Origin of the sequence: Kitasatospora sp. NPDC059408 (assembly GCF_042751525.1) — a bacterium.
Lineage (GTDB): Bacteria > Actinomycetota > Actinomycetes > Streptomycetales > Streptomycetaceae > Kitasatospora.
This window is the reverse complement of sequence record NZ_JBHYWI010000035.1, coordinates 1-23,555: the sequence shown is the minus strand read 5'-3', so window position 1 is coordinate 23,555 and position 23,555 is coordinate 1. Positions and strand designations below refer to the sequence as shown.

The 23,555-nt window shown below is 68.9% G+C and carries 18 protein-coding genes and 1 tRNA gene; 1 reads left to right on the top strand and 18 read right to left on the bottom strand.

Features of this window, described 5'->3' with window-relative positions; translation table 11 throughout:
* Nucleotides 1-366: 366 nt before the first annotated feature.
* A complete protein-coding gene (locus ACFXDE_RS23145) occupies nucleotides 367-3,300 on the top strand; it encodes a BTAD domain-containing putative transcriptional regulator (RefSeq protein ID WP_380496698.1) in 2,934 nt (977 codons plus the stop codon).
* Nucleotides 3,301-3,317: 17 nt separating this feature from the next.
* On the opposite strand, the gene ACFXDE_RS23140 is transcribed toward ACFXDE_RS23145, so the two are convergent.
* The 18 genes from ACFXDE_RS23140 to ACFXDE_RS23055 form a co-directional block, all read right to left on the bottom strand.
* Nucleotides 3,318-3,470: a hypothetical protein gene (locus ACFXDE_RS23140; protein WP_380435638.1), complete on the bottom strand. Its 153-nt coding sequence runs from the start codon at nucleotides 3,468-3,470 to the stop codon at nucleotides 3,318-3,320.
* A gap of 416 nt (nucleotides 3,471-3,886) precedes the next feature.
* The gene (locus tag ACFXDE_RS23135) at nucleotides 3,887-4,939 is read right to left on the bottom strand and encodes an aspartate-semialdehyde dehydrogenase (RefSeq protein ID WP_380496697.1); all 1,053 of its coding nucleotides are present in this window, start codon (nucleotides 4,937-4,939) and stop codon (nucleotides 3,887-3,889) included.
* Nucleotides 4,940-5,104: 165 nt separating this feature from the next.
* Nucleotides 5,105-6,322, bottom strand: a complete 1,218-nt coding sequence (locus ACFXDE_RS23130; protein WP_380496696.1) for an ATP-grasp domain-containing protein — start codon at nucleotides 6,320-6,322, stop codon at nucleotides 5,105-5,107.
* Complete coding sequence (locus ACFXDE_RS23125; protein WP_380496748.1) at nucleotides 6,319-6,840, bottom strand: flavin reductase family protein; 522 nt, start codon at nucleotides 6,838-6,840, stop codon at nucleotides 6,319-6,321. The genes ACFXDE_RS23130 and ACFXDE_RS23125 overlap by 4 nt, the downstream gene beginning before the upstream one ends.
* A complete protein-coding gene (locus ACFXDE_RS23120; RefSeq protein WP_380496695.1) occupies nucleotides 6,827-8,089 on the bottom strand; it encodes a methylaspartate mutase in 1,263 nt (420 codons plus the stop codon). Before ACFXDE_RS23120 ends, ACFXDE_RS23125 begins: the two co-directional genes overlap by 14 nt.
* A 13-nt stretch (nucleotides 8,090-8,102) precedes the next feature.
* Nucleotides 8,103-8,603 carry a cobalamin-dependent protein gene (locus tag ACFXDE_RS23115; RefSeq protein ID WP_380496694.1) on the bottom strand — a complete coding sequence of 167 codons (501 nt, stop codon included), beginning with the start codon at nucleotides 8,601-8,603 and terminating at the stop codon, nucleotides 8,103-8,105.
* A 135-nt stretch (nucleotides 8,604-8,738) separates the two neighbouring features.
* Entirely contained in the window at nucleotides 8,739-9,989 is a 1,251-nt protein-coding gene (locus ACFXDE_RS23110) for an MFS transporter (RefSeq protein WP_380496693.1), read from the bottom strand.
* A 13-nt stretch (nucleotides 9,990-10,002) separates the two neighbouring features.
* On the bottom strand, nucleotides 10,003-11,244 hold the full coding sequence (locus ACFXDE_RS23105) for an acetyl-CoA carboxylase biotin carboxylase subunit family protein (RefSeq protein ID WP_380496692.1): 1,242 nt from the start codon (nucleotides 11,242-11,244) through the stop codon (nucleotides 10,003-10,005).
* Between the two features lie 48 nt (nucleotides 11,245-11,292).
* Complete coding sequence (locus ACFXDE_RS23100) at nucleotides 11,293-12,363, bottom strand: LLM class flavin-dependent oxidoreductase (protein WP_380435622.1); 1,071 nt, start codon at nucleotides 12,361-12,363, stop codon at nucleotides 11,293-11,295.
* A gap of 11 nt (nucleotides 12,364-12,374) precedes the next feature.
* Entirely contained in the window at nucleotides 12,375-13,550 is a 1,176-nt protein-coding gene (locus ACFXDE_RS23095; protein ID WP_380435620.1) for a hypothetical protein, read from the bottom strand.
* Nucleotides 13,540-14,760 carry a hypothetical protein gene (locus ACFXDE_RS23090; protein ID WP_380435618.1) on the bottom strand — a complete coding sequence of 407 codons (1,221 nt, stop codon included), beginning with the start codon at nucleotides 14,758-14,760 and terminating at the stop codon, nucleotides 13,540-13,542. Before ACFXDE_RS23090 ends, ACFXDE_RS23095 begins: the two co-directional genes overlap by 11 nt.
* The gene (locus ACFXDE_RS23085) at nucleotides 14,757-16,163 is read right to left on the bottom strand and encodes a diaminobutyrate--2-oxoglutarate transaminase family protein (RefSeq protein ID WP_380496691.1); all 1,407 of its coding nucleotides are present in this window, start codon (nucleotides 16,161-16,163) and stop codon (nucleotides 14,757-14,759) included. Before ACFXDE_RS23085 ends, ACFXDE_RS23090 begins: the two co-directional genes overlap by 4 nt.
* Nucleotides 16,164-16,293: 130 nt before the next feature.
* Nucleotides 16,294-17,454 carry an acetyl-CoA carboxylase biotin carboxylase subunit family protein gene (locus tag ACFXDE_RS23080; RefSeq protein ID WP_380496690.1) on the bottom strand — a complete coding sequence of 387 codons (1,161 nt, stop codon included), beginning with the start codon at nucleotides 17,452-17,454 and terminating at the stop codon, nucleotides 16,294-16,296.
* Nucleotides 17,455-18,131: 677 nt separating this feature from the next.
* Nucleotides 18,132-18,208: transfer RNA gene (locus ACFXDE_RS23075), tRNA-Thr, on the bottom strand.
* Between the two features lie 80 nt (nucleotides 18,209-18,288).
* Entirely contained in the window at nucleotides 18,289-18,948 is a 660-nt protein-coding gene (gene leuE / locus ACFXDE_RS23070; RefSeq protein ID WP_380435570.1) for a leucine efflux protein LeuE, read from the bottom strand.
* Between the two features lie 102 nt (nucleotides 18,949-19,050).
* Nucleotides 19,051-20,643, bottom strand: coding sequence for an alpha/beta hydrolase (locus ACFXDE_RS23065; RefSeq protein WP_380496688.1), 1,593 nt, complete (start codon nucleotides 20,641-20,643; stop codon nucleotides 19,051-19,053).
* An 82-nt stretch (nucleotides 20,644-20,725) separates the two neighbouring features.
* Nucleotides 20,726-21,871: a hypothetical protein gene (locus tag ACFXDE_RS23060; protein WP_380496687.1), complete on the bottom strand. Its 1,146-nt coding sequence runs from the start codon at nucleotides 21,869-21,871 to the stop codon at nucleotides 20,726-20,728.
* Between the two features lie 223 nt (nucleotides 21,872-22,094).
* Complete coding sequence (locus ACFXDE_RS23055; protein ID WP_380496686.1) at nucleotides 22,095-23,306, bottom strand: DNA polymerase III subunit delta'; 1,212 nt, start codon at nucleotides 23,304-23,306, stop codon at nucleotides 22,095-22,097.
* Between the last annotated feature and the right edge of the window lie 249 nt (nucleotides 23,307-23,555).

Below are 23,555 nucleotides of genomic sequence, written 5' to 3'. Positions count from 1 at the left end.
ATCGACTACGCACTTCGGCATGTCACATGCCAAAGTACGCATGTCGGGAAGACCGCAGCTCAACGAAGGGATCCGTCCAACCGTGAGCACCTCTGCCACCCTCCTGCCCGCCGTTGTCCGTCCCAAGGCGGACGCTCTCACCTGGGCCTAAGGTGCTGTTGACCAGCGCGGCAGATGGCTTATGATCCCCAAACCAAGCCTTTGACCTTGGGTATTCTGATGGGCGATAGAGGATCGATGACAGTCGCAGACTCGGGAAAGGATGGGTTTCCGTCCGTACAGGAACTCCGGTTCCATGTACTCGGCTCGCTTGAGGTATGGGCCGGCGGCATACGAGTGCGTCTCGGCGGAACCATCCAAGAGCGAGTGCTGGCCACCCTGCTCCTCGAACCCGGGCGGGTAGTACCGATTGCCAGACTGGTCGAGGCCGTCTGGGCGGAGGACCCTCCTGCGACTGCGTCGCACCAGGTGCGCAAGGCCGTCGCCGATCTCCGCCGACGCCTGCCGTCCGGTCGAGAGATGATCAGCACGGACGGCCCTGGCTACCGGGTGATCACGTCGGTCAGCCAACTCGATCTTCTCGACTTCAACGCACGGATCCAGACAGCGGCACAAGCCGTGGGCGTCGGGAGGCTGACCGACGCCTGCGCAGAGCTGCAGGGTGCTCTCGATCTGTGGCGGGGACCCGTCCTCGCGGGTGAGGGCGGCCCGGTGATCTGCCGCGCGGCAACTGCGCTGGAGGAGCGTCGTCTCACCGCAGCCGAACAGCTCCACGAACTGCGCCTCGAGCTCGGCGCAAGCAGCGAGCTTGTCGCGAGTCTGCGGGCACTCGTCGATGCACACCCCTTGCGTGAGACGCTGCGCGGCCAACTCATGCTCGCCCTGTACCGCTCGGGACGACAGGCGGACGCCCTGGAGGAGTACGGGAAGGTACGCGAGTTGCTCGCCGACGAGCTCGGCATCGATCCGGGGTCTCGACTGGTCAAGCTGTACGAGGGGATCCTGCGGGAGGGTCCGGAGCTGACAGCCCCGCAGGGTGGGCCGCCCGCCACTGCCTCCGGAATGCCGGCCGAGCAACGCGGTCCGGTTTCCACACTGCCGTATGCGCTGCCGGACTTCACGGGCCGGGCCAAGGAGCTGGCAATCCTGCTCAGCCGGGTCCGGGCCGAGAGATTGCCGGATGAGCACGGCGCCCGGGTCGTAGCCATCGACGGGATGGGCGGCGCGGGCAAGACCTCATTGGCCGTACGCGCCGCTCACCAGCTGACCGAGGAGTTCCCCGACGGGCAACTCTATGTGGACCTGCGCGGGTTCACCCCTGGTGAGCAGCTCCCCATACCGGCATCGACAGCACTGGACATCCTGCTGCGCGCGATCGGTACGCCGAGCGAGCAGATACCCGAGGACCTGCCTGGCCGCACCGCCACATGGGGGTCCGCACTGGCGGGGCGCCGGATGCTACTCCTCCTCGACAACGCCTCCGACGCCGCTCAAATCCAGCCGCTGTTGGCGGCTCCCCCCGGCTGCCTCGTGCTCATCACCAGCCGGGTGCGGTTGCTCGACCTCGACGGCATCGAGTGGATCTCCCTGGGGCTGATGCCCCCCGAGGACAGTGCCACGCTGGTGGCACGGACGCTGGGCCCGGCCCGTGTGCAAGCCGAACCGGAGGCGGCCGCCGAGCTCGCCGAGCTGTGCGGCCATCTCCCCCTTGCGCTGCGTATCGCCACCGCACGGCTGCGCAACCGGCCCCGGTGGACCGTGCGGCATCTCGTCGAGCGACTGCAGGACGAGAGCCGCCGGATGGACGAGCTGAGCTCGGGCGAACGCAGCGTCGCAGTGACGCTTCAGTTGTCATATCTGGCCATGGACAACAGGCACCGCGCCGCGTTCCGCGTCCTCGGGTTGCACCCTGGTGATGGCATCGACGCACACTCGGCGGCCGCGCTGCTCGACACCGATGTCCGGGATGCCGAGGACATTCTGGAGCTTCTGCTCGACGTACATCTGCTCCAACAGCCCGGATTGGGCGAGTACACCTTCCACGACCTCGTCCGCAGCTTCGCCCAGGGCCAGCACGGACCGATGACGGAACAGACCGACGCGGACGCCGTCCAGCGGTTGCTCAGCTACTACCTGACAGCCACCAACGTGGCCTGCGACGTACTGTTCCCAGGCCGTACCGCCCGCTCGACCGGGATCCCCCCGTATCAGGGAGAGCTCCCGGAACTGACGGAAGAGAAGATCGTCAGCCTCTGGTTCCGCCGCGAACATCAGCGGCTGCTGGCGGTCGTGGACCTGGCCGATCGGCTCGGCTACGACCGGCACACCGGCTGGCTGGTCCGCGACCTGGTCTTCCATCTGAACGCGGGTGGTCATTTCGAAGAGTTCCGAGCACTCGGCCGCCTCGCGGTCCAAGCCGCGCGCCGGCTCGACGATCCGGTCCTGTTGAGTATCAGCCTGTCCAGTCTTGGCGCCGCTTGCTGGAAGCTCGGCTACTTCGAGGAGGGCATCAACGTCGCCCGCGAGGGACGCGAGATCGCGGTACGCCTCGGCGACCGTGACGCCGAGGCGAACAGTGAGTCCACTCTCGGGCTGCTCATGTCGATGCTGGGGCGGTACAACAAGGCCCTTCCTCTGTTGGAGCACGCGGTCGAACTGGCCAGGGAACTTGGCACCGCCCGCGCTGAAGCGGAGACTCAGACGAATCTCAGCTCGCTGTACGCACGATGGGGCCGCTATCCGGAGGCTGCGGCGTCCGCCCTCCGGGCCCTTGAGCTGGAGCGGGACACCGCGAACCCGGTCAACGAGACCATGGCTCTGGCCGATCTGGCTTTCGCCCAGCTGGGCATGGGTCAGTACGTGGATGCCGAGGCGAGTCTGAGGCGGGCCCGCGAGTTGTGCGACGAGAGCGCGCCCCAGGGCGATGTCGCCCTGGTGCTGGCTCTGTCCGCCGAGGTAGCGCACCGTCTCGGCGACAGTGATGCGGTGTCCGAGCTCGCGGAACGTGCCCAGATCCTCGCACGGTCCGGTGGTACGCCGGTCCGCCAGGCGAAGGCCGAGAACATCCTCGGTCGGCTGCATACCGCACAAGGGCGGTACACATCGGCGACGGCGTTGCACGCCCACGCGCTTGAGGTCGCCTCGGCCATCCAATTCCGCTCTGAGCAGGCGTCCGCCTACCTGGGTCTGGCCCAAGCGGCCGAGGGACTTGGCGACGGCGCGACGGCTGGCAAGAACCATCTGGCAGCAGCCGAGTTGTTCGACCTCATGGAGATTCCGGAGGCCGGCCGCAGTCATTGAGGAAGGTGGCGCGGACCTCATGGCGTGGAGGTTGCCGGCCCCTTGTTGTCCGCGAGGATCTGCTGCCCGGCTGACTGGCCGGTTGCGGCGACCTGCACGGTCGCACCGAGCCCGAGCGCCAGGATGGCGGCCGCCAGGATTCCAGTCAGTCTGATCAGCTTGGTGTGCATGGTCCGTCCCCCTGTGAGCATACGGGCGGATAAGGCGCCGCGTGGCATTGTATCCGTGTCCGTGTTCGACATCCGTGATGGTGTCGCAGGCCGATCCCGGAACGTTCCCGCCTGCATACCTTGGAGGGAAGCACCTGGTTGAGGCTTCCCCGGGATGCGGAGGGGCCGCTCACGAGTGGGTCTCGGCCGGCGGGAGACGCCGGGGCAGCAGTGGATCGGGGAGGGATCGGAGACGATGCCTCGGCAGGCACGGCTTCCAGTCGGATCACGGGGCGTCGAGAACTCCATGATCTTGGAAGCCCGTGCCTGTTGCGCTCCCGGCCCCCTCAAGCCGGCAGACCGTCACGAACCGCACGGCACAGAACTACGCCGAAGCCCTGAGCCAGACCCTGCGCGGTGTGGCGCTCTACGCCCTACTACGCGTTGAGCAAGTTCGCCGCGACCAGCTCGGCGAGTTGGACCGCGTTGAGGGCCGCACCCTTTCGCAGGTTGTCGTTGCTGATGAAGAGTATGAGGCCACGCCCATCCTCGACGCTCTGATCCTGGCGAATCCTGCCCACGAAACTAGCGTCCTGGCCGCAGGCCTGGAGCGGGGTCGGAATGTCGGACAGCTGGACACCAGGGGCGTGCTCAAGCAACACGGATGCGCGTTCAGCGGAGATAGGACGGGCGAACTCCGCATGCACCGCGAGGGAATGGCCGGTAAAGACCGGGACCCGGACACAGGTCCCGGCGACACGCAGAGACGGCAGGCCGAGAATCTTCCTGCTCTCATTGCGCAGCTTCTGCTCCTCGTCGGTCTCGGCGGATCCGTCGGTCACAATCGAACCGGCCATCGGCACGGCGTTGAAGGCGATGGTCCTGGCGAATTTCACCGGAGGCGGGAAGTCCACCGCCGCCCCGTCGATCGCCAAGCCGGCTGCTCGGTCGATCACTCCGCTCACCTGAGACCTGAGCTCTTCCACTCCGGCGACCCCGCCGCCGGACACCGCTTGGTAGGTGCTCACGGTGAGCCGCACCAGACCAGCCTCGTCATGCAACGGCTTGATCACCGGCATCGCGGCCATCGTCGTGCAGTTGGGATTGGCTATGATGCCGCGCCGCGCCTCGGACACGGCTTCCGGGTTGACCTCACTGACCACCAGCGGCACATCGGGATCCATCCGAAACGCCGAGGAGTTGTCGATGACGACGGCTCCGGCCGCCGCGAACCGGGGTGCCAGTTGCAGTGCTGTCGCTCCTCCGGCGGAGAAGATGACGACGTCCAGGCCGGACGGGTCTGCCGTTTCGGCGTTTTCCACCACGATGCTGTCGTCGCCCCACGGAAGCCGCAGACCCGCCGATTTCGCGGAGGCAAAGAAGCGCAGCTGTCCGATCGGGAAAGCACGCTGTCGAAGGATGCTGCGGATCGCTACTCCGACTTGCCCGGTCGCGCCCACTACGCCGACTCGGAGACCGTGGGTGGTCATGACTTCCCTACTTTCTTGTCTTGGGTTCGAACTGGTCACTCGTAAGAACAGCGGCGGGTCGATGTCCTGTGGGTCATGATCGCGACGGAGCATGCCATCAAGCCGCACCGTCTGTTACAGCTACGGCTTGATGGCAGCACTGGAAAGCCTTTCGGCTATTCAGGGTTACGCGTCGTCTACAGCGGTGTTGGTCTGCGCGGAATGCGGCGAAACGGTGGTAACGACCAGTGTCTGCTGGACGAACGCGATGGCACTCTCGAGCTCGGGGGAAGACGGAGCGGCCAGCACGACCTCGCCCGTCCGATGACCCGAACTCCGCACCGCCAGGACCGTGTCCCCGGGCTCGACCTCCACGCCCGCCTGGAGCACCGACGGGTGACTTCGCACCGCGTCCAGACCGCGGATGTCCTGCACCACACCCGGTTCCGAGATCGTGAAGATACTGGCGGCATGCCGGAACGGGCCGACCGGCGGCTGGGGCAGCGGCATCCCCACCGCCATCCGGACCACCATCTCGTACCAGTCGATGCCGTACGTGGCACCGAGGAGATCCATCAGATAGTCGCCTGGAGTCCGGACCGCAACCTCGATGGGAACCGGCCCAGCGGCGGAGAGGCGGAACTCCATGTGCACCAAGCCGGTCCGTATCCCCATGGCGCGCAGCACCCGGGCACCGGTATCGGCTACCTGCCTGGCACTCGGTTCCGGCAGGTGTACGCCGGTGCGATGACCCACCTCGACGAACTGGGGCGGCCCGGTGGTCTCCTTGGCGGTGACGTTGGCGAACCACACCTCGCCGTCGCGGACCAGTGCCTCCCAGCTGTACTCCGGGCCGTCGATCGCCTCCTCCACGATGACCCGCTCACCGGCGCGGGCCTGCGCCACGGCACGGAAGCTCTCGGCATCGGTCACCAGTTCCACACCGGCGCTGCCGGCGGAGGACAGCGGCTTGACGATCACCGGCCAGCGCTCGGCGGCCCAGGCCATCTCCTCGGCGAGGGAGTCGGTCACGGTGTACGCCGGCTGAGTGATCCCGGCCGCGGTGAACAGCGCTCGTTGCAGCGCCTTGTTCCGAGAAGCCGTCGCGGCGTGCAAGGACGGCCCGGGGAGACCGAACCGATCCTGGATCATGGCCGCGGCGATGACCTGGGGCTCGTTGAAGGCGATGACGCCGTCGAACGGGCCGTCCTGAAGGGCGAGGCAGGCACCCTCCATCCAGTGCTCGTCGAGCTCGCCCCGGGCCTGCGCCACACTCGCCGTTCCCGTCACCCGATCGGCACGGGAGGCCGCCTCGACAGCATGGACGCTCACCCCGAGTCGACCTGCGGCGGCGACGTACGGCCGACCCATCTGGCCGACCCCGATGAGAAGGAGCTTCTTCACAGGGCCCCCTCCAACACGGGCAGCGACGCGTCATGGTGAGACGACCAGGCGCTGTATTCGCCGCGGCGATACATCAGCGGGACGCGGGGGACGACAGCGGTGCCTTCCACCCGGGCGATGAAGAGCCAGTGGTCGTCAGCACGGGTGGTGCTGACGATCCGGCACTCGGCGTAGCCCAGGGCGATGTCCGTCAGGAGCGGCGCCCCTGCCGCGAGGGCGGAGGGCTCCCAATCCACGTGCGCGAACTTGTCGGTCGCCTTGCTCGCGAACAGCTCCGATGCCGCCTGGCCTTCCACCGAGAGGAAGTTCACCGCGAACGCCTGCGAGGCGACGATCGCCGGCAGCGTCCGCGAGCCCGCACCCACCGAAATCAGTAGCGATGGCGTCGCTGCCGACACCGCGCACACCGCATTGCTGGTGAAACCGAACGGGGTGTTGCCCGCACCCATCGCAGTCACGATTGCGACCGGGGAGGGAAAGGAACCGAAGAGTTCCCTGAAGCGGTCAGAACTTTCCATCATCGCCCTTCTCTCTGTTTGGCTGACCGTGGTCATAGCGATGGGCGACATGATTCAACATGCGATAGAGCTCGCTCGACTGGAGCTGCCCCCTCGCATTCTGCCGCACCGATCCCCGGAATGGTAGATTCCCAATGTCGCCCCACTTGAGAGCACCCTGATCGTCCAGCACGCACGTTGTCCTGTTCTGGTTATCGGCGTGCAGGCAAAAGGGAATGTCGAGCAATCCCAACGCGAAGGCGCGGGTCAGCGCCGCGCCAACGTCGGCGTCCAGATTGAGGACTCCTTCGATCAAGCACCGGGCTTCTTCCATTATTTCATCGAAGTATTCCTTTTCCTGCGGGACGGCAGCTGCCGGCGGCCCACCGGCGGCAGCGGATGCCACCCGCAGCGCGTCCAGGTTCTCCGCCACGCTCGGTATTTGCCACGCCTCGGACACCGTTTTCACGATGAGGCGTTCACAGCGCGTATCACGGGCCAGCCGCGCACTGCTGCGAATCAGCTCCGTGGCACCGTCAGGAGTACTCGGGAACAGCCCCATGTAGGTGTAGAGGACGACATGCCACGTGACCGAAGGAAGATATTCCTGCGCCAATGCCCGCAGCACGCGCACAGCCGCTCGGTCCTGATCGTCGTGCGTCCCCTGGGCGTAGCTCAGCGACATGGACCGCACGCCGTGCTGTGCGAAGAACAGTCCTTCGAGCACCGTCATGGCGATCAGCAGCGACGGCGGGCACAACTGCCCCAGCAGGCACCCTCCGAAGCTCTCGATGTGCCCGTGCTCCACCTCGCCGACGAGGTAGCGGCAACTCTCGGCCCACGCCGACACCGCGTGCTCGAGCGGGAGACGGCTGTAGGGCATGCAGTAGGAGACCGGCCCGCCCTCCGTCGTGTCCAGGCCGGCGAGCACCAAGCTCTCGATCACCCGCAACGGCAGGGCAGTGCCGTGCCGGACTTGAATGGGGAACCCGGGCCCGTACAGTCCGGCGAGCATTTCTCGGGTTTTTTCCACCGGGTGGGAGACGATGGGGTACCCGTTGAGTTCCTCCCCCGCCCGCAGCCGCTCGATCGAGCTCACATGGTCGCCGACGCGGGTATAGCTGTCGACGGTGATGGTTCCGACGACCGGGATGTCGAGGTCATGTACGTCGCGCAGGCCCGCGCGCATCGTGGCGATATTGCCGAACCCCATCCGGGGCTGCACCACCAGGGTTTCACGTCGGCGAGCGTCGGCGATGAACCGATCCATGTAGCCGGACATGCTACTGGGCCACGGACAGGCTGGCGGCGTACCCGTCCCACGGCGCGACCACCGGAATGCCGGGCTGCCAGGCAGCGAACCCGTAACGGGCGCCGAAAGCCAGGAATTCCCGGAAACGATCGACGGCATTCTCGCCCAGGAAGACGTCGGCGCAGCCCTGGGAGAGCAATTCCCGGCGCACCCGGTCATTGTCCGACGGTGCCGTGGTGAGTTTTCCGCCCGCGACACACGGAACGTCGAGGCCGGCTCGCTTGAGCTCCGTCAGCACGACGCTGGTGCCGTAGTAGCCATGACCGTTGACGCTGGAAACCACGAGCAGATCCGGCTGAAAGTCGTTGACCTCCTTGACGACCAGGTCCGCGGGCGTGCAGCCGCCCAGATTGCGAACCTCCCCGCCGTTCTCGGCAATGAACTTCTCCAGAAAGATGAGGTTCCAGAAATGCGAGTCGGATTCGACAGTGGTCAGCAGGCAGCGAAATACTCCGCCTTCCCCAATGCTCATGGTACGGGCTTTCTCCTATGTGGAAAGTGCGAAACTGAGCGAACATGCCGTCAGCAACGAATGAAATGAGCCGACCCCATCAAGCGCGACCGCGGAGATCCCGATCGATGGCTGCAGCCGGCGGCTGGACGTCGCCTAGCTGTTCAATGCGCGATGGAAGGAACGCATCGTCAGCGGGAACAGGACAGCGGCGACTCCACTCAGCGCGATCGCGGAAACCGCGATCAGCGACTGCGGCCCGAGACTGGAGCCGAGGCCGGCCAGCAGCAGTCCACCGAGCGGTGCCGCCAGGAGATTGATCATGTAGAACGGCCCCATGACCTTGCCCAGGTGCTCCGGTGCGATCACCCTGATCCGCTGGGTGCGGTTGTAGACGTTGAAGTAGGTCACCCCGACCATCGCCATGACGAGAGCCGGACCGTAGATCAGCAGCGACGGCGCGAAGCCGAGCACCACCAGACAGGCACACAGGACGGCGAGTCCGACCACCCCGACCACCCTGACGCTGAAGAAGCGCAGCAGGAACGGGATGGCCAGCAGGTTGACCAGCCCGACCACGCCGATACAGACGTTCAGGAGAGCGAATGCCGATTCCGGACCGGCGAACACGTCGGTCACCAACGCCGCATTGGCGCTGAGTGCCGTGCCGAAGACCAGGTTGATCGAGAAGTTCAGACCGGCCAGCAGGACCAACGGCCTGCTCCTGGCCAGAAGCTTCCAGCCCAGGCCGAGCTCGGCCATGGTCTCCCTCGCGGTGCCGGGCTTTGCGGCCCGCGGTCCGCGGGGTATCGGCAGCCAGCAGCAGGCAGCGGCCATGAACACCGCTCCGGCGACGCCGAGGAGCATGGTCTTGTCGAAGAACATCACGCCCAGCAGCGCGAGCGCGGGGCCGACGGCCATCGCCGAAACCTCCATGCTCTGGACCAGCCCCTGCGTTTTCGGCAGGTCCTCGCCCGTGGCCACCTGTGGCACGACCTTCTCGATCGCCATCTGAACCGGCGCCATGAGCAGGGTGAGGAGCGCTCCGCAGGACATCAGGATCGGGGTCTGCCAGTCCGACAGCAGCAGGCAGCCGGCCAGGGCGAGGACGAGAACGACCGACCGGCCGGCGGTGACGACGGAGAACAGCCGGGGACCCCCGTCCCGGTCGGCTATCAACCCCGCGAACGGATAGGCCAGCAACGCCGGAAGCCATTCGATGGCATAGGCGAGGCCCAGGAAGCCGACATCGTTCGTCTTCTGGAAGACGAGCAGGGGAATGGCGAAGGCCACGACCTGTTCTGCCACGGCGACCAGCAGGACCCCGGTCAGGAAGAGGGGGCGTTGCCGGCCGGCGCGCTTCGCCACTGCCGGAATCGGCGTGACGGTCTTTACTGGCGACGACATCTCTCTCCCCCCTTCACGCCGGAAGCAGACTGGTCTCGATACGGAAGTTCTCAATGATGTACTGAATGTCCGCTTCGACCTGTGCTTCGTCCCCGACGAGGATGTACCGCCCGCTGTGGATGGCGTCATAACTGCCGTCCGGGTCCAGCACCTCCCCCGGGCTGGGCACGAGTTCGCGCCAGACCGTCGGGACCGAGGACCGCATCGAGGTCCGATGGAGCACCTTGGCAGGGAGCTGGTCACGCTTGGGAATGATCAGCCAGCCACCGGACGGGTCCGACGTCTTGGCCGGGAGGGAAACGGGCTCTCCGCAGATCGCCTTCAGCCAGACCCAGCTCAAGTTGACGCCGAAGAGCCGGTTGATGAGATGCGGCACCTCGGCACCGCCGACCCGCCCGGCGATCTCCAGGAAGACGATCTCCTCGTCCTTGGTCACGAAGAGTTCCAGGTGAATCGCCATCGACCTCATGTCGAGCGCGGCGACACAGGCCCGGACGAACTCTTCGACCCTTTCCCTCAGCGCGGATTCCTGCACGACCACGGAACCGAGTGGTGCTCCCGACGTCTCGAAAGCAAGGCAGTCGTTGATGTAGCGGGACACCACCTGGAAGGGCACCCGCGCCTCGTGGTCGGCGAATCCGTCCACGTGGTAGACGGTCCCGTCGATCAATTCCTCGATCTGGTAGTCGGCACTGTCGACGCTCGCCAGCCACGACCGGAGCGACGCTTCGTCCGCCACGCGGTGTACGCCCTTGCTGGCCGCCCCGGCGACCGGCTTGAGGATCAGGGGATAGCCGATGTCCCGGGCGATCCGGGTGGTCGTCTCCACATCCGAGCAAGGGGCGAACCGAGGCACCCGTACACCCGCGTCGGCGAGGAGCTGCTTCATGGTCAGCTTGTTCCGATAAGTACTGACCTCCGCCGGGCGCGGACCGGGGATCTCCAGTTCCTCGCGGACCTGGGCGGCCACGTCCAGCAGATACTCCGACAACGCCACCAGCTGATCGACGGGTCCGACGCGGTCGGCTATTCCCCGTACGGCGGCACACACCGCGGCGAGATCCGTCAGATCTTCGAGCATGACGAAATCCGCGATCTGCGAACGATCGGCAAGGACTCCGGTAGCCCCTTCCGCGTCGACCACATAGCTGATCCGGTGCCGGTCATGGTCGAGATCCTCGAATCGCTCAAGTTCGTTGTCCCAGCGCCGTTCGTCGGAGAACCTGGGCCAGCGGTTGAGAACCACGATGTGCATGGGGATCCCTCTTTCAGTGAGTTGGGTTCAGCGGGCTTGAGCGAGCAGTCATGACTGCGGCTGCGCGTCACGCTCCAGCTCACGGATGAGGGGCACCACGTGGGTGAAGAAGGTCCTCATTTCCGGCCGGGTCGGCCAGCCGGAGAAGATGAACTCGCTGATGCCGGCGAGCTTGTACTGGAAGAGGTAGTCGGCCACCTCCTGGTAGCTGCCGACCAAGCACAGCGCCGGGCCTCCGCGGTAGGGGACGGCGCCGGTGTAGATGTAGGGCGAGAGCCAGTTTCCGTTCGCCTGATCGGCGAGCCGGAAGGAGGACTTCACCGCTTCGGAGTCGACGTTCTTGACGAATTCGCGGATCCACGCCTCGTGTTCGAGGTCGGGATCGCCCATCAGCTCGGCGAGTTCGGCCAGCGCCTCCTCCCGGGTCTCCCGGGCGAGCACATGCATCCGGGTGCCGACCCGGCAGCCCCCCTCGATCAACGGCAGGCTCGCCTGCCGCATCCCTTCCGGGGTGTCGGCGTAGCGCATCCAGCAGTCGCCGTAGCTGAGGGCGGTCTGCTGCGCCACCTCCGAGGCGCCGCTGATGTAGATCTGGGGACGCTTGCCACCCTTGTAGCCGAGGTGCAGTTCCGCGTCCTTGATCGAGTAGTGCTGCCCGTCGAAGGTCTGCGGGACCTCGCCCTCCCAGAATTCCCGGAGGATGTGGAGGAACTCACCCGCCCTGGCGTACCGCTGGTCGTGGTCCAGGAAATCACCGTAGCCGGCCTGCTCGGCCACCGAGATCCCGGCGACCACGTTGAGGGAGAGGCGGTCGTCGGACATCCAGGAAAGGGTGTTGACGATCTGCGTGAAGAGCGTCGGCGAAAGGAGCCCCGGGCGGTACGCGAGCATGAACTTCACCCGCTCCGTCTGCTGGGTGAGGGCCGCGATGATCGGCACGGGATCCGGCAGGTAGTGCCCGATCCCGAACAGGAGGCTGTCGACGCCGAGTTCCTCGGCCTCCTTGACGAAGTCGGTGATCTCGCCCATGTCCAGGGCGCCCAGCTTGTACTTCTCCGTGGGCTTGGCCTGGCCGCCCCCGTCCGTCGGTACGTCCCAATGAATGCGCAGCGGTTCCACTGTTGTTCTCCTCACTCCGGAAGGTTTACGGGTCGGTGTCCGGCGGAGCCGATGAGCAGCCCGCTGTTGGCCGAGCGGGCCTTCGGGGCGAGGCGCGCCGGATCCGTGGAACCGGGCTGCTGATACAGCCGGGCGTGTTCGCGCCGGACCTGGGCGTCCACCTCGTCCAGTGGGGCCAACCACCGCCGGGCGGTGCCGTCCGGTTCGACGACCGACATCAACCCGGTTCCGTGCACGGCCTCGGCCATGACCCCGGCGCCGGCCAGGGCTTCGGCCACGCCACGCTGGTCACCTGTGAACGCCAGGACGGGCTCGGCGGAGGGCACTGCCACGGCGACGAGTCCCGTCTCCCGCATCAGCGTGGCGACCCGGTCGGGATCGACACCGGTCGCGAGCCGGAAGACCTGGGCCTTCCGGTCACCGACCACCGCGGTCGTGCCCGCCCCCGGACCCACGACGGTTCCTCGGTCGTCGCCCAGGGACCGGCACGCGATGGCGACGCCGTACCGCCTGGCCGCCGCCACCGAGCCGCCGAACAGGACCTTGGCCCCGCTGTCCGACATCGCTTCGCACTGCGCGTAGGACAGCTCCGGCATCAGCCGAGCCGCGGGTTCGGTGTAGGGGTCGGTGGTGTACACACCGGGGACATCGGAGTAGATCTCACACTCGGTGACGCCGAGTGCCCCGGCGATGGCGACCGCGGTGAGGTCCGAGCTGTTGCGGCCGAGCATGGTGATGCGGCCATCGGGCCGTACCGCCTGGCCACCGGCCAGCACGACGACCTGATGCTCGGTCAGCGCCTTGAGCACGGGCGCGGGGTCGATCGTGACGATCCTCGATCGGGTGGCGGTGTCATCACCGACGATGCCCAGCTGGTGCGCCCAGAGATCGATCGCCGTACTCCCCTGTGCGTGCAGGGCGGCCCGGAGCAGAGTGGCGCTCAGCATTTCGGCGGTGGCCAGCGCCTGGTCCTGCACCTCCGGCTTCAGGTCCGGATCAACCGCCAACGCCGCCTCGAGCAGACGTCCGGTGGAGCCGGACATCCCGCTCACCACGGCGATCACCCCGGTGCGGCCATCGCCGGTCAGCTCGATCAGATGAGCAGCGACCCGGGCGTAGTCCGCCAGCTCCACGAAGGATGATCCACCGAACTTGACGACACGCAGGTGCTGGGGGTCACGCGGCATCGTTCACCATCCTCGACGACGAGTTCGCTGCCTGCGCGCCCTCGGACGTGCGCCTCTTCTCGCCGCCGAGCCCCCATTCGGTGGGCTTCTCCTGGCTCAGAATCGTGAACACCCGGCCGATGGCATCGCCCATCCCCCAGACGTCGGTGTACGCGGGCCACTTGGGGTGTCCGGCGTCGATGTCGTGCTGACGGGCGTATGCCGCGCGGACCCACTCCTTGGTCGAGGGCCGCCGGTGGTGGAAGTCGTGCTGAGCCAGATCGCCGGGTACGACGAGGACTCGAGCCGGGATGTGGTAGCAGACGAGGCGGGCGCCCCATCGGAACCAGGCGCGGAACGCGGCGGCCCCGCCAAGGCCCACCGGCGGCAGCGGGTCACCGCAGAACCGTCCCCAGGAATGCGACACGTGGAAGGCCCGGCCGCTCAGGCTGCCGTCCTTGGCCTTGAACCAGGCGTGCTCGCTGAGGAACTCCAGCAGCGCGACGACGTGGTAGATCGGGAGCATCGGGACCAGCACGGCGACGGTGAACTCCCACCACACCCCCTGCCAGGTCACCAGGCCGAGAATGACGGCCAGGTAGGCGAACCCCATGACCCGTCGGTACGGCGCACAGCGGACGAGGTTCTGGGCCAGCCGGGTGTACAGGAACTCGGCGTGGAACCGCGGGGACACGATCATCAGAGCCAGCCGGCGCCGCAACGCCCGGGTGGTCATCCCGGGCCGGAAACCGAGCATGAGCAGGTGCTGGATGGTGGGATCGGCGAGGGTCGCGAAGGTTTCCTTGCGATGGTGGAGATTGACGTGGTCCTCGTAGTACTGATCCGCGTCATCGGTGCACACGAGCGTGGACAGCACTTGGTGGATCAGTCGGTCCTGCCGTATCCGACCGGTGAAACGGGTGTGGATGGCGTGGTGCGCGATCACCGTCGAGCACACGCGCGCCGCGGACGCAGTGAGGCACCAGGCCAAGGGCAGCAGTGCGAGCGTCCAGAGCGGACCCCGTGCGACGATCCACCAGGCACTGCCGATACCGGCCGCGAGTGCGACGAGGTCGCAGATCAGGTACGTGACGGGGTTCAGGCGGACCAGTGGCTGCTGGCCGGGGAGCGCCTTACCGGTGATCCAGGTCCAGCCGTGTTGCGTCCACCGGGGGAAGCGCTGATAGGAAGCCCTGATCTCTTCCGAACGTGCTGCGGATGTCGCCGTCATACGTGGATCCCTTCCTTCTCGTGACTACCGTCTTGGCGGCCGACGTGGGCACCGCCGAGCGCTTCGGCGCTCACTTCGGCGAAGGCCGCGCCAAGGATGTCCAGGGCCTCCTGGGCTTCCCCGCGGCTGAGGTTCAGGGGCGGCAGGAACCGGGCGACACAGTCGTCCCGTCCTGCGAGCTCGAAGAGCAGCCCCCGGCGGAGCGCAGCCATCCGGACCCGGCCGGCGACCTCGCTCGCGGTCCAGCTGCCGAGCGGGTTCAGCTCGACACCGAGCATCAGCCCGCGCCCCCGGACCTCGCCGATCATGGGGCCGATGGCGTGGTTCAGCTGCAGCGCGTCCAGTCCCGCCCGGAGGAACTCCCCGATCTCGCGCACATGCGCCAGCACGTCATCGCGCTCGACGATCCGCATGAGGGCGGCACCCGCGGCGAAGGCGAGCTGGTTGCCGCGGAAGGTTCCGGTGTGCGCGCCGGGCGCCCAACCGTCCAGCCGCTCGTCGTAGATGATGACCGAGGCCGGGTGGCCGCCGCCCAGGGCCTTGGACGAGACGATGACGTCGGGTTCGATCCCGTACTGCTCGAAGGCGTACCACGTACCCGTCCGCCCGCAGCCGGTCTGCACTTCGTCGACCACCAGCGGGATGTTCCGCTCGCGCGTGATCCGACGGAGCTCGGTGACGAACTCGGCCCGGGCCGGGACCACCCCGCCTTCGCCCTGGACCATCTCAAGCACCACAGCGGCCGGGAGACGCACGCCACCGTTCGGATCAGCCAGCAGATTCTCCAGGTAGCGCACGCAGTTGACCTGGCAGCTGTCCGGGTTCAGAGCCAGCGGGCACTTGAAGCAGTACGAGTACGGGAAGAACGTCGTACCGGGCAGCAGGTTGTGCAGGTGCTCCTTCGAGCCACGCAGCCCGGTGATCGCAAGCGTGCTCTGCGTGCTGCCGTGAAAGCCGCCGTGGAACGAGATCACATCCGCCCGCCCGGTCGCGGTCTTGCAGAGCTTCAGCGCGGCATCGATTCCGTCCGCACCGGTCGGCCCGCAGAAGTGGATCTTCATTCGGTCCCGCATTGCCTCGGGCAGCATCCCGAGGAGCCGGGTGGAGAACTCCGACTTCGCCTCGGTGGGGAAGTCGAGCATGTGGGTGGCGACATTTAGCTGAGCCTGTGCTGCGGCGATCAGTTCGGGATTGCCGTGGCCGAGAGCCAGCACGCCGGCCCCGCTCAGAAAGTCGAGGAACCGGTTTCCGTCGACGTCGTGCAGATAGGAACCCTGTCCGCCGGCGACCGCGATCGGCGTGTGTCGCGGATAGGTACGGGCCGAGGACTCATCCCGCTCCTGCTGCTCCAGCAACCGCCGCGAAGCGGGCCCCGGGAGACTGGTGACAACGGACGCACTCACGACGAATTCCTTTCGCCCCACTCAGGAGCCGGGTTTGACTGCTTGGTGCCCTGGTCGAGAGGGGCGACGAATGCGAAGTGGAGCGCGTCGCGCGCAATCTCGATGAGCCGTTCCGCTCTGCTTTCCGCTGTCACGGTTCGACGCTGAAGAGGTTCTCGCTGTGTGCCGCCGCCAGCTCCGCCACCCGCGCCTGGAATTCCTGGGAGTCACCAGGACCGCGCCCGTGCTCGAAGCACTCGATGAGGCCCTCGCGCCCCAGGTAGTCGGTCGGCGGGCGGGAGTGGTCGCCGGGCTTCGCCGTCACATAGAGCGCGCGCTCGACCGGATCGAACCCCTGCGGCCGGTGTACACCGGTGATCGTGCCGCCGGCGGCCTTGAGGAAGCTGATCGCCGCGATCCCTTGCGGCGTGTCGGGGATCCGCGGCAGCTCTTCGATCGTCCGGCGGTACGCCGCGATGTGCAGGTCGTACGGGCTGAACCCGTAGACCCGGTCGATGAGGTCCATGATGCCGTCGCCGCCGGGGCGGGCCCCGACCTCGACCACGCTCAACTCGTCCCCGTTGACCAGGATCTCGACGTGGGCGATGCCGCGGTCGATGTGGAGCGCCTCGCAGGCCTTGAGCGCGAGCTCGCGCAGTGCGGCGTTGCCGGTCTCCCGGCTCGGCACCAGCTGGCCGGTCTCGGCGAAGTACGGGGGTGCGCTCTTGCTCTTGTCGGTGACGGCCAGCACCGCGCGGTTGCCCTCGTAGTTGATGACCTCGACGGAGACCTCGTGCGTCGAGACGAAGTACTCCTCCACCTGGAAGCGTCCGTCAGTGAGGTCGAAGGTCCCGGCGACCTCCATGAGCGAGGAACGGCAGTGCGCATAGGCGTCGTCGAGTTCGTCAGCCGCGTTGACCCTGATGATCCCGACGCTCCCGGCGAAGTCCCTCGGCTTCAGCACCAGGGGGAACTCCAGCTCCGCGGCTATTGCTCGCAGCTCCTCGGCGGTGGAGAACAACCGGTGCCGGGCGCAGGGAACACCGGCTTCCTCAAACGCCACCTTCATCGTGTGCTTGTCCCGCGAGAGCCGGAGCGCTTCGTCGGAGAGCGCCGGCAACCCGTAGTGGTGGGCGATCGTCACCGAGGCCTGCAGGGTCATCTCGTAGATGGGGACCACCGCGTCCGGCTTCAGGCCGGTCTGCCGCTCGAATTCCTCCACTGCCTTCAGCGCGGACTTGGCGTGGTAGGGACTGGCCGGGAGGACGTGGTCGAAATACCGGTTCGCACCGGAAACGGGATCCTCCGTCATACCAATCACCGGGCCGGGATAGGCACGCAGGGCGGAGACGATGGCTCGCTCACGCAACATCAGATCGGCACCGAGCAGCAGAAGGTACCGGTCCCCGTTAGCGTGGGCACGCTGCAAACTGAACATGGACTTCCTTAGCGCTTCGTCACCATGACGTGGCGAGGGTCTCAGCGCTGGTTCCCGAAACGTTCCCCCTCTGGTACTCAGGGCTTCGGCGCAGTCGCGTGACGTCCGTTTTGTGATCACGCGAGGCCGAGGAGGACGAGGGGCCGGATCCGAGGAAGGCCAGGAAGTGTCCGCCCTGCTGTTCGTAGCGGACGGTCGGACGGCGGGTGCCTGCCCACGCGCTCCTTGGACTCCACGCCCGGCCGCGTGCACGTTCGCCCCGGAGGCGGCGACCGCCAGGGGCAGGCCCTGGGCGTCGCAGGCCACGTGGACTTTTCCAGTGGTTGTCGCAACACTCCTGTTCGGGGAGTGCGATGGACTTCGGGATTCGGGTGGATCGACGGCCGCAGGGCCGGGTGAAGCCGGTGCGGGAACGGGAGGCGTACTCGCGGCTCGTGCAGCAGGCGTGAGCAACACCGAGGCGTACCGGATCGTGGGCGTGGACCGCAGGACCAGCCAGGACTGGAAACCACGAAGGCCCAGGTCAGACGATGTCTGCCCTGGGCCTTCCGTGGAGCCGCCTGCGGGATTCGAACCCGCGACCTACGCATTACGAGTGCGTTGCTCTGGCCAACTGAGCTAAGGCGGCGTCGCTGCCCTACGCGCTGGCAACGCGGGCCAGTCTACACAGGTTCGCGGGTGATCCGTAACGGGATATCGCGGCGGGGGTCAGGCGGAGGAGACGGCGAGCTTGGCGGCGAAGCCGGCGAAGAGGACGGCGACCCCGCTGGTGAGGGTGGCGGAGAGCCGCTTGCGGCGGCGGAAGGCGGTGGCGAGGGTGGTGCCGGCGAAGATCAGCAGGGTGAGGTAGAGGAAGCTGAAGGTCTGCAGGATCCCGCCGAGCAGGGCGAAGGAGAACGCCGGCTGGCCGTAGGACGGGTCGACGAACTGCGTGAAAAATGACAAGAGGAACAGGATCGCCTTCGGGTTCAGCAGGCTGATCACGAGCGCGCGCCGGAACGGCCGCTCGACGGTCCCGGTCGTCTGCTCGTCCGCCGTCGTGCCGGCGTCGGCGGCGGCGCGGTGTTCGCGCCACAGCTGGCGGGCCGCGCGGAGCATGCCGAAGCCGATCCAGAGCAGGTAGGCCGCGCCGCCGAACTTGACCACCGCGAAGACGGCCGGGTTGGCCTTCAGCAGCGAGGCGGCGCCCAGCGAGGTGAGGCTGATGAGGGTGAAGTCGCCGACGAAGACGCCGGCGGCGGCCCGGTAGCCGGTCCGGACGCCCTTGCGGGCGGCGACGGACAGCACGTACAGGGAGTTGGGGCCGGGCAGCAGGACGATGACGAGGGCGCCGATGACGTACGTCGCCAGGTTGTTGACACCGAGCACGGTGCGCTCCGGGGAGAGGAGGGGGCGGGGAAGCGCTCATCGTAACGTCGTACCGGTGATCGATTGAAGCTGAAACTACCTGGTGGGACGGCCCTTGATCGTCTACCGGCCGCAGCGCTTGCCCTGCTCCGGCGGTTCACCGGTCAGCAGGTAACGGTTGACCGCGCCGTCCACGCACGCGTTGTGCCGCCCGTACGCGGTGTGTCCGTCCCCGTCGTAGGTGAGCAGCCGCCCGGACTCCAGCTGGCCCGCCAGCGCCTGGGCCCACGCGTACGGCGTGGCGGGGTCGCGGGTGGTGCCGACGACGACGATCGGGGCGGCGCCCGCGGCCCGGACGGTGTGCGCCGAGCCGGTGGCCTTGACCGGCCAGTAGGCGCAGGTCAGCGCCATCCACGCCATGTCGCGCCCGAAGTGCGGCGAGGCGTGCTCGAAGTCCGGCACCGCCCGCCGGACGTCCTCCGGGCCGGCGAAGGGCGCGGGCAGGTCGAGGCAGTTCACGGCCGTGTTGGCGAACATCAGGTTGGGGTAGGAGCCGTCCGGCTCGCGCCCGTAGTACGAGTCCGAGAGCTTCAGCAGGCCGGTGCCGTCCCCGGCCGCGGCGTCGGTGAGCGCGCCGCGCAGCTTGGGCCACAGGAAGTCGGCGTACATCGCTTCGAGGACGCCCGTGGTGGCCTGGGCGTGGCTGAGGCGGCGGCCGCCGTCGGTGGTGGCCAGCGGCTGCGCGCGGACGGCCGCCAGCAGGGCCGCGAGCCGGTCGCCGGCCTCCTGCTCGGTGCGGCCGAGCGGGCAGTCGTCGCGCCGGGCGCAGTCCTTGGCGAAGGCCGCCCAAGCGGTCTCGAAACCGCCGGCCTGGGTCCGGTTGCCGGCCACGGAGTCGAGGGACGGGTCCATCGCACCGTCCAGGACGAGCCGCCCGACCCGCCCGGGGAAGAGCCCGGCGTACGTGGCACCCAGGAACGTGCCGTAGGACTTGCCGACGTAGCTGAGCCGCTCGTCGCCGAGGAGCGCGCGCAGCACGTCCATGTCGCGGGCGGCCTCGACGGTGCTCACGTGGCCGAGCGCCGCGCCGGCGCGCTCCCGGCAGCCCTCGGCGAACTCCTTGTCGGCGGCCACCAGGGCGTCGACCTCGCGCTGGTCGGCGGGGGTGAAGCCGACGGACGTGAAGGCGTCCATCCGGTCACCGCTCAGACAGGTGACGGGGCTGCTGCGGCCGACGCCGCGCGGGTCGAGCCCGACGAGGTCGTACCGGGCGCGGACCCCGCCGTCGTACGTCCGGGCGGCGGCCTCCACGTACTCGACCGCCGACCCGCCGGGCCCGCCCGGGTTGAGCAGCAACGAGCCGATCCGGCCCCCGGCCTGCGAGGCCGCCGCGCCGGGGATCGCGGGGGCGCGGACGGCCGTCAGGGCGAGGTCGCCGTCAGCGGGCCGACCGTAGTCGACCGGCACCTTGAAGGTGGTGCACTCGAACCCGTCGTCGCACGGCCGCCACGCGAGCCGCTGCGCGTAGTACGCACCGAGCTCGGCGGGCACCTCGGCGGGCAGCGGCTCCAGCGCCGTGACCTCGGCAGGCGGCGAACCCGGCGAAGACGCCGCCTCCGCCCCACCGCCCGAAGCGGGCACGCCCGCACTGCACCCGCCCGCCAGGAGCCCGGCCGCGGCGAGCGCTGCGGCCAGTACCCGCCCGGTGGCCTTCATCCGGATCCCTTCGATTCGATTCGATCCGCTCGACTTCACCCGGACCGTCCGACCATCGGCGGCTGCCCGCCGAAAGCGCGGCTCAGGAGGCCTTCCCCAGCGTGTCGGCCAGGTACTGCGCCGCCTGCCGCACGAGCCGCAGCCGCTCCCGGTCGGGCGTGAAGTCCTGCACGTTGTCCGAGATCCGCACGTCCGCCTTGGCCGCGGGACCGGCCCCGCCGTGCAGCGCGGCCTGGAGCTTGCGCGCCGCGTCCAGCCCGGCGGCGTCCGCCTTCGCGGCGGCGAGCATCAGCTTCGCCGCCGTCCCCGTGGGCGCCTCCGCGCCGGCCTGGGTTAGCGCGGCGGCGTCGTACCGCCCGGAGACGGCCGCCGCGGCGCCGTACAGGTCCGGGCGGGCCAGCCCGGCCGCCGCGGCGCACGGCGCGCCGCCCTCGACCCCGAGGGTGCCCCAGGAGGCCGGGCCGGGCGGCAGGGCCCGGAAGGTGGCGGCGATGGTGGTGCGCAGCGACGCGTCGTCGGCGACGGCCTGCGGGGCGGCGGCGACGAGGTCGCAGGGGTGCGCGGTGCCGTTCGGCGCCTCGGGGGCGACCAGGATGAACGGCCGCGCCTTGCCGGTCTGCAGGGCCGCGCCGATGCCCTCGAAGACGTCCGGGACCTCGGCGTCGGCGGTCTTGCGCGGGGTCGCGGCCTGCATCACGACGACCGGGAAGCGGGCGTTCGGCTCCTTGGCGTACTGCGGCGGCAGCCAGACCCGGACGTTGCGCGGCTTGCCGTCGGGACCGAGCACGGCGGACTGCAACAGCTCCCCGCCGCCCGGGTGGCCGACGCTGTCGAACCGGCTCGGCACGGCGGCCGGCGATGTCGCCGCCGCGGCCTGGGCCACGGCGGCCTCGGCCGTGGGCGGCACCGCCTGCTGCCGGGGGCCGGCGCCCTGCGCACCGCCCGGGGCGGCCGCGTCCACGGCGGGCTCCGCGCGCTCCGCCGGCTCCTCAGCGGTCCGGGTCATGCCGCCGAACGCGCCGAAGGCGGTGAGCAGCGTCAGCGCCGTGACGCACACCCCGCAGACCATCGCCCCGGCCGCCCGCAGCAGCATCGGCCACCGGTCGCCGGCCAGCTCGTACGCCTGGGCGGCCCGCAGGTCGCGCCAGCGCAGGTGGGCCCCGCGGGCCAGCCAGAGGCCGCCGAGGGCGGCCGCCAACAGGGGGATGACGAGGAGCGAACGGACCACGGAACGCACCACCTAGGGCGGAGGACCGGACGACCGGGGCGGACCCGGCGCCGTACGGGACGCGACGGCCCCGGCACCGGGGCGCAGTCGGCCCCCAGCGTGCGGGACGACCCGGCGGTCACACGCGGGTGTGCCCGGCGCGTACCGACCGTTCACTCGAAGGTGGGACACCGGGGTAGGGCGGGAAGCGGAACGCGCCCGCCCCTGGACCGCCCCGCGCGCCTCAGCCCGCGCGCAGCGCCACCGTCATCGCCTCGACCGCGAGCAGCGGGTCGACGTTGCGGTCCAGCGCCCGCCGGCAGGCGAGCACCGCCTCGATGCGGCGCAGCGTGCCCTCCGCGGGGCCCGCCTGGGCGACCCGGTTCAGCGCCTGCCGCTGGTCCTCGTTGGCCAGCGCGCCGGTGGAGCCGAGTTGGAGCGCGAGGACGTCGCGGTAGAAGCCGAGCAGGTCGAGCAGCGCGACGCCGAGGGTCTCGCGGCGGGTGCGGGTGGCCCGGCTCTTCTGCCGCTTCTCCAGTTCCTTGACCGCACCGGCCATGCCGCGCGGCGCCTTGCCGCCCTCGGCGGCGCCGTAGACGGCCTTCAGGTCGTCGGTCTCCTTGGCGTCCTGCGTCTCGGCGAGCGCCTCGGCGTCGGCCTTGGCCGTGTCCACCAGGCGCTGGGCCGCGGCGAGGCAGCCGCCGATGTCGGAGACCTCCAGGGGGATCCGCAGCACCTCGGTGCGCCGGGTCCTGGCCTGGTCGTCGACGGCCAGGCGGCGCGAGCGCTCGACGTCGCCCTGCCCGGCGAGCGCGGCCAGGCGCGCCGTGTCCGGGTCGACGCCGTCGCGGCGGACCAGCATGTCGGCGACCGCCTCGGCGGCCGGGGTGCGCAGGACGAGCAGGCGGCAGCGCGAGCGGATGGTCGGCAGCACGTCCTGGACGGAGGGCGCGCAGAGCAGCCAGACCGTACGGGGGGAGGGCTCCTCGACGCCCTTGAGCAGCGCGTTCGCGGCGGCCTCGGTGAGCCGGTGCGCGGCGTCCACGAGGATCACGGACCAGCGCCCGCCGGTCGGGTAGCTGGAGGCGCGCAGCACGAGGTCGCGCATGTCGCCGACACCGATCGACAGCCCGTCGGTCCGGACGTACTTCACGTCCGCGTGGCTGCCGGCCAGCACGGTGTGGCAGCCGTCGCAGAACCCGCACCCGGGCGTGCCGCCGAGCGCGAGGTCCGGACTCGTGCACTGGAGCGCCGCGGCGAACGACCGCGCGGCCGTGACCTGCCCGGCCCCGGGCGGCCCGGTGAACAGCCAGGCGTGCGTCATCAGGGAGGCGTTGGCCCCCTCCGCCGGCCCGGCGCCACGGCCGGCCGTCACCATCGCCCCGGCCGCCTTGGCGGCGGCGGTCAGCTGCTCGACCACCCGCTCCTGGCCCACCAGGTCGTCCCAGACGGCCACTGCTGCTCCCAAGCTCCGTACGGCTGCGCTCCGCCGTCGAGCATACGTGCCCGCCCGGACACCCACTGCGCCGTCCGAGCGACACCCCACCCAGCACCACCGCACCCACCTAACCCCCCTCTCCCCCCGACCCCACCCAAGGCGAGAGGGTCGAGCTGCGGGAGGGGGTGGCGGAGGGGGTGGCCGCGGAGAGGGGCGTGACGGGTGATTTTCAGACTGCCAACGGCGAGAACACCCCACCCACAGAGT

Coding starts and splice junctions, on each gene's coding strand:
- ACFXDE_RS23125 (WP_380496748.1), bottom strand. CDS start 6,840: ATGGAAAGTTCTGACCGCTTCAGGGAACTCTTCGGTTCCTTTCCCTCC.
- ACFXDE_RS23090 (WP_380435618.1), bottom strand. CDS start 14,760: ATGACGGCGACATCCGCAGCACGTTCGGAAGAGATCAGGGCTTCCTAT.
- ACFXDE_RS23120 (WP_380496695.1), bottom strand. CDS start 8,089: ATGGATCGGTTCATCGCCGACGCTCGCCGACGTGAAACCCTGGTGGTG.
- ACFXDE_RS23135 (WP_380496697.1), bottom strand. CDS start 4,939: ATGACCACCCACGGTCTCCGAGTCGGCGTAGTGGGCGCGACCGGGCAA.
- ACFXDE_RS23065 (WP_380496688.1), bottom strand. CDS start 20,643: ATGAAGGCCACCGGGCGGGTACTGGCCGCAGCGCTCGCCGCGGCCGGG.
- ACFXDE_RS23115 (WP_380496694.1), bottom strand. CDS start 8,603: ATGAGCATTGGGGAAGGCGGAGTATTTCGCTGCCTGCTGACCACTGTC.
- ACFXDE_RS23140 (WP_380435638.1), bottom strand. CDS start 3,470: ATGCACACCAAGCTGATCAGACTGACTGGAATCCTGGCGGCCGCCATC.
- ACFXDE_RS23105 (WP_380496692.1), bottom strand. CDS start 11,244: ATGCACATCGTGGTTCTCAACCGCTGGCCCAGGTTCTCCGACGAACGG.
- ACFXDE_RS23080 (WP_380496690.1), bottom strand. CDS start 17,454: ATGACGGAGGATCCCGTTTCCGGTGCGAACCGGTATTTCGACCACGTC.
- ACFXDE_RS23095 (WP_380435620.1), bottom strand. CDS start 13,550: ATGCCGCGTGACCCCCAGCACCTGCGTGTCGTCAAGTTCGGTGGATCA.
- ACFXDE_RS23110 (WP_380496693.1), bottom strand. CDS start 9,989: ATGTCGTCGCCAGTAAAGACCGTCACGCCGATTCCGGCAGTGGCGAAG.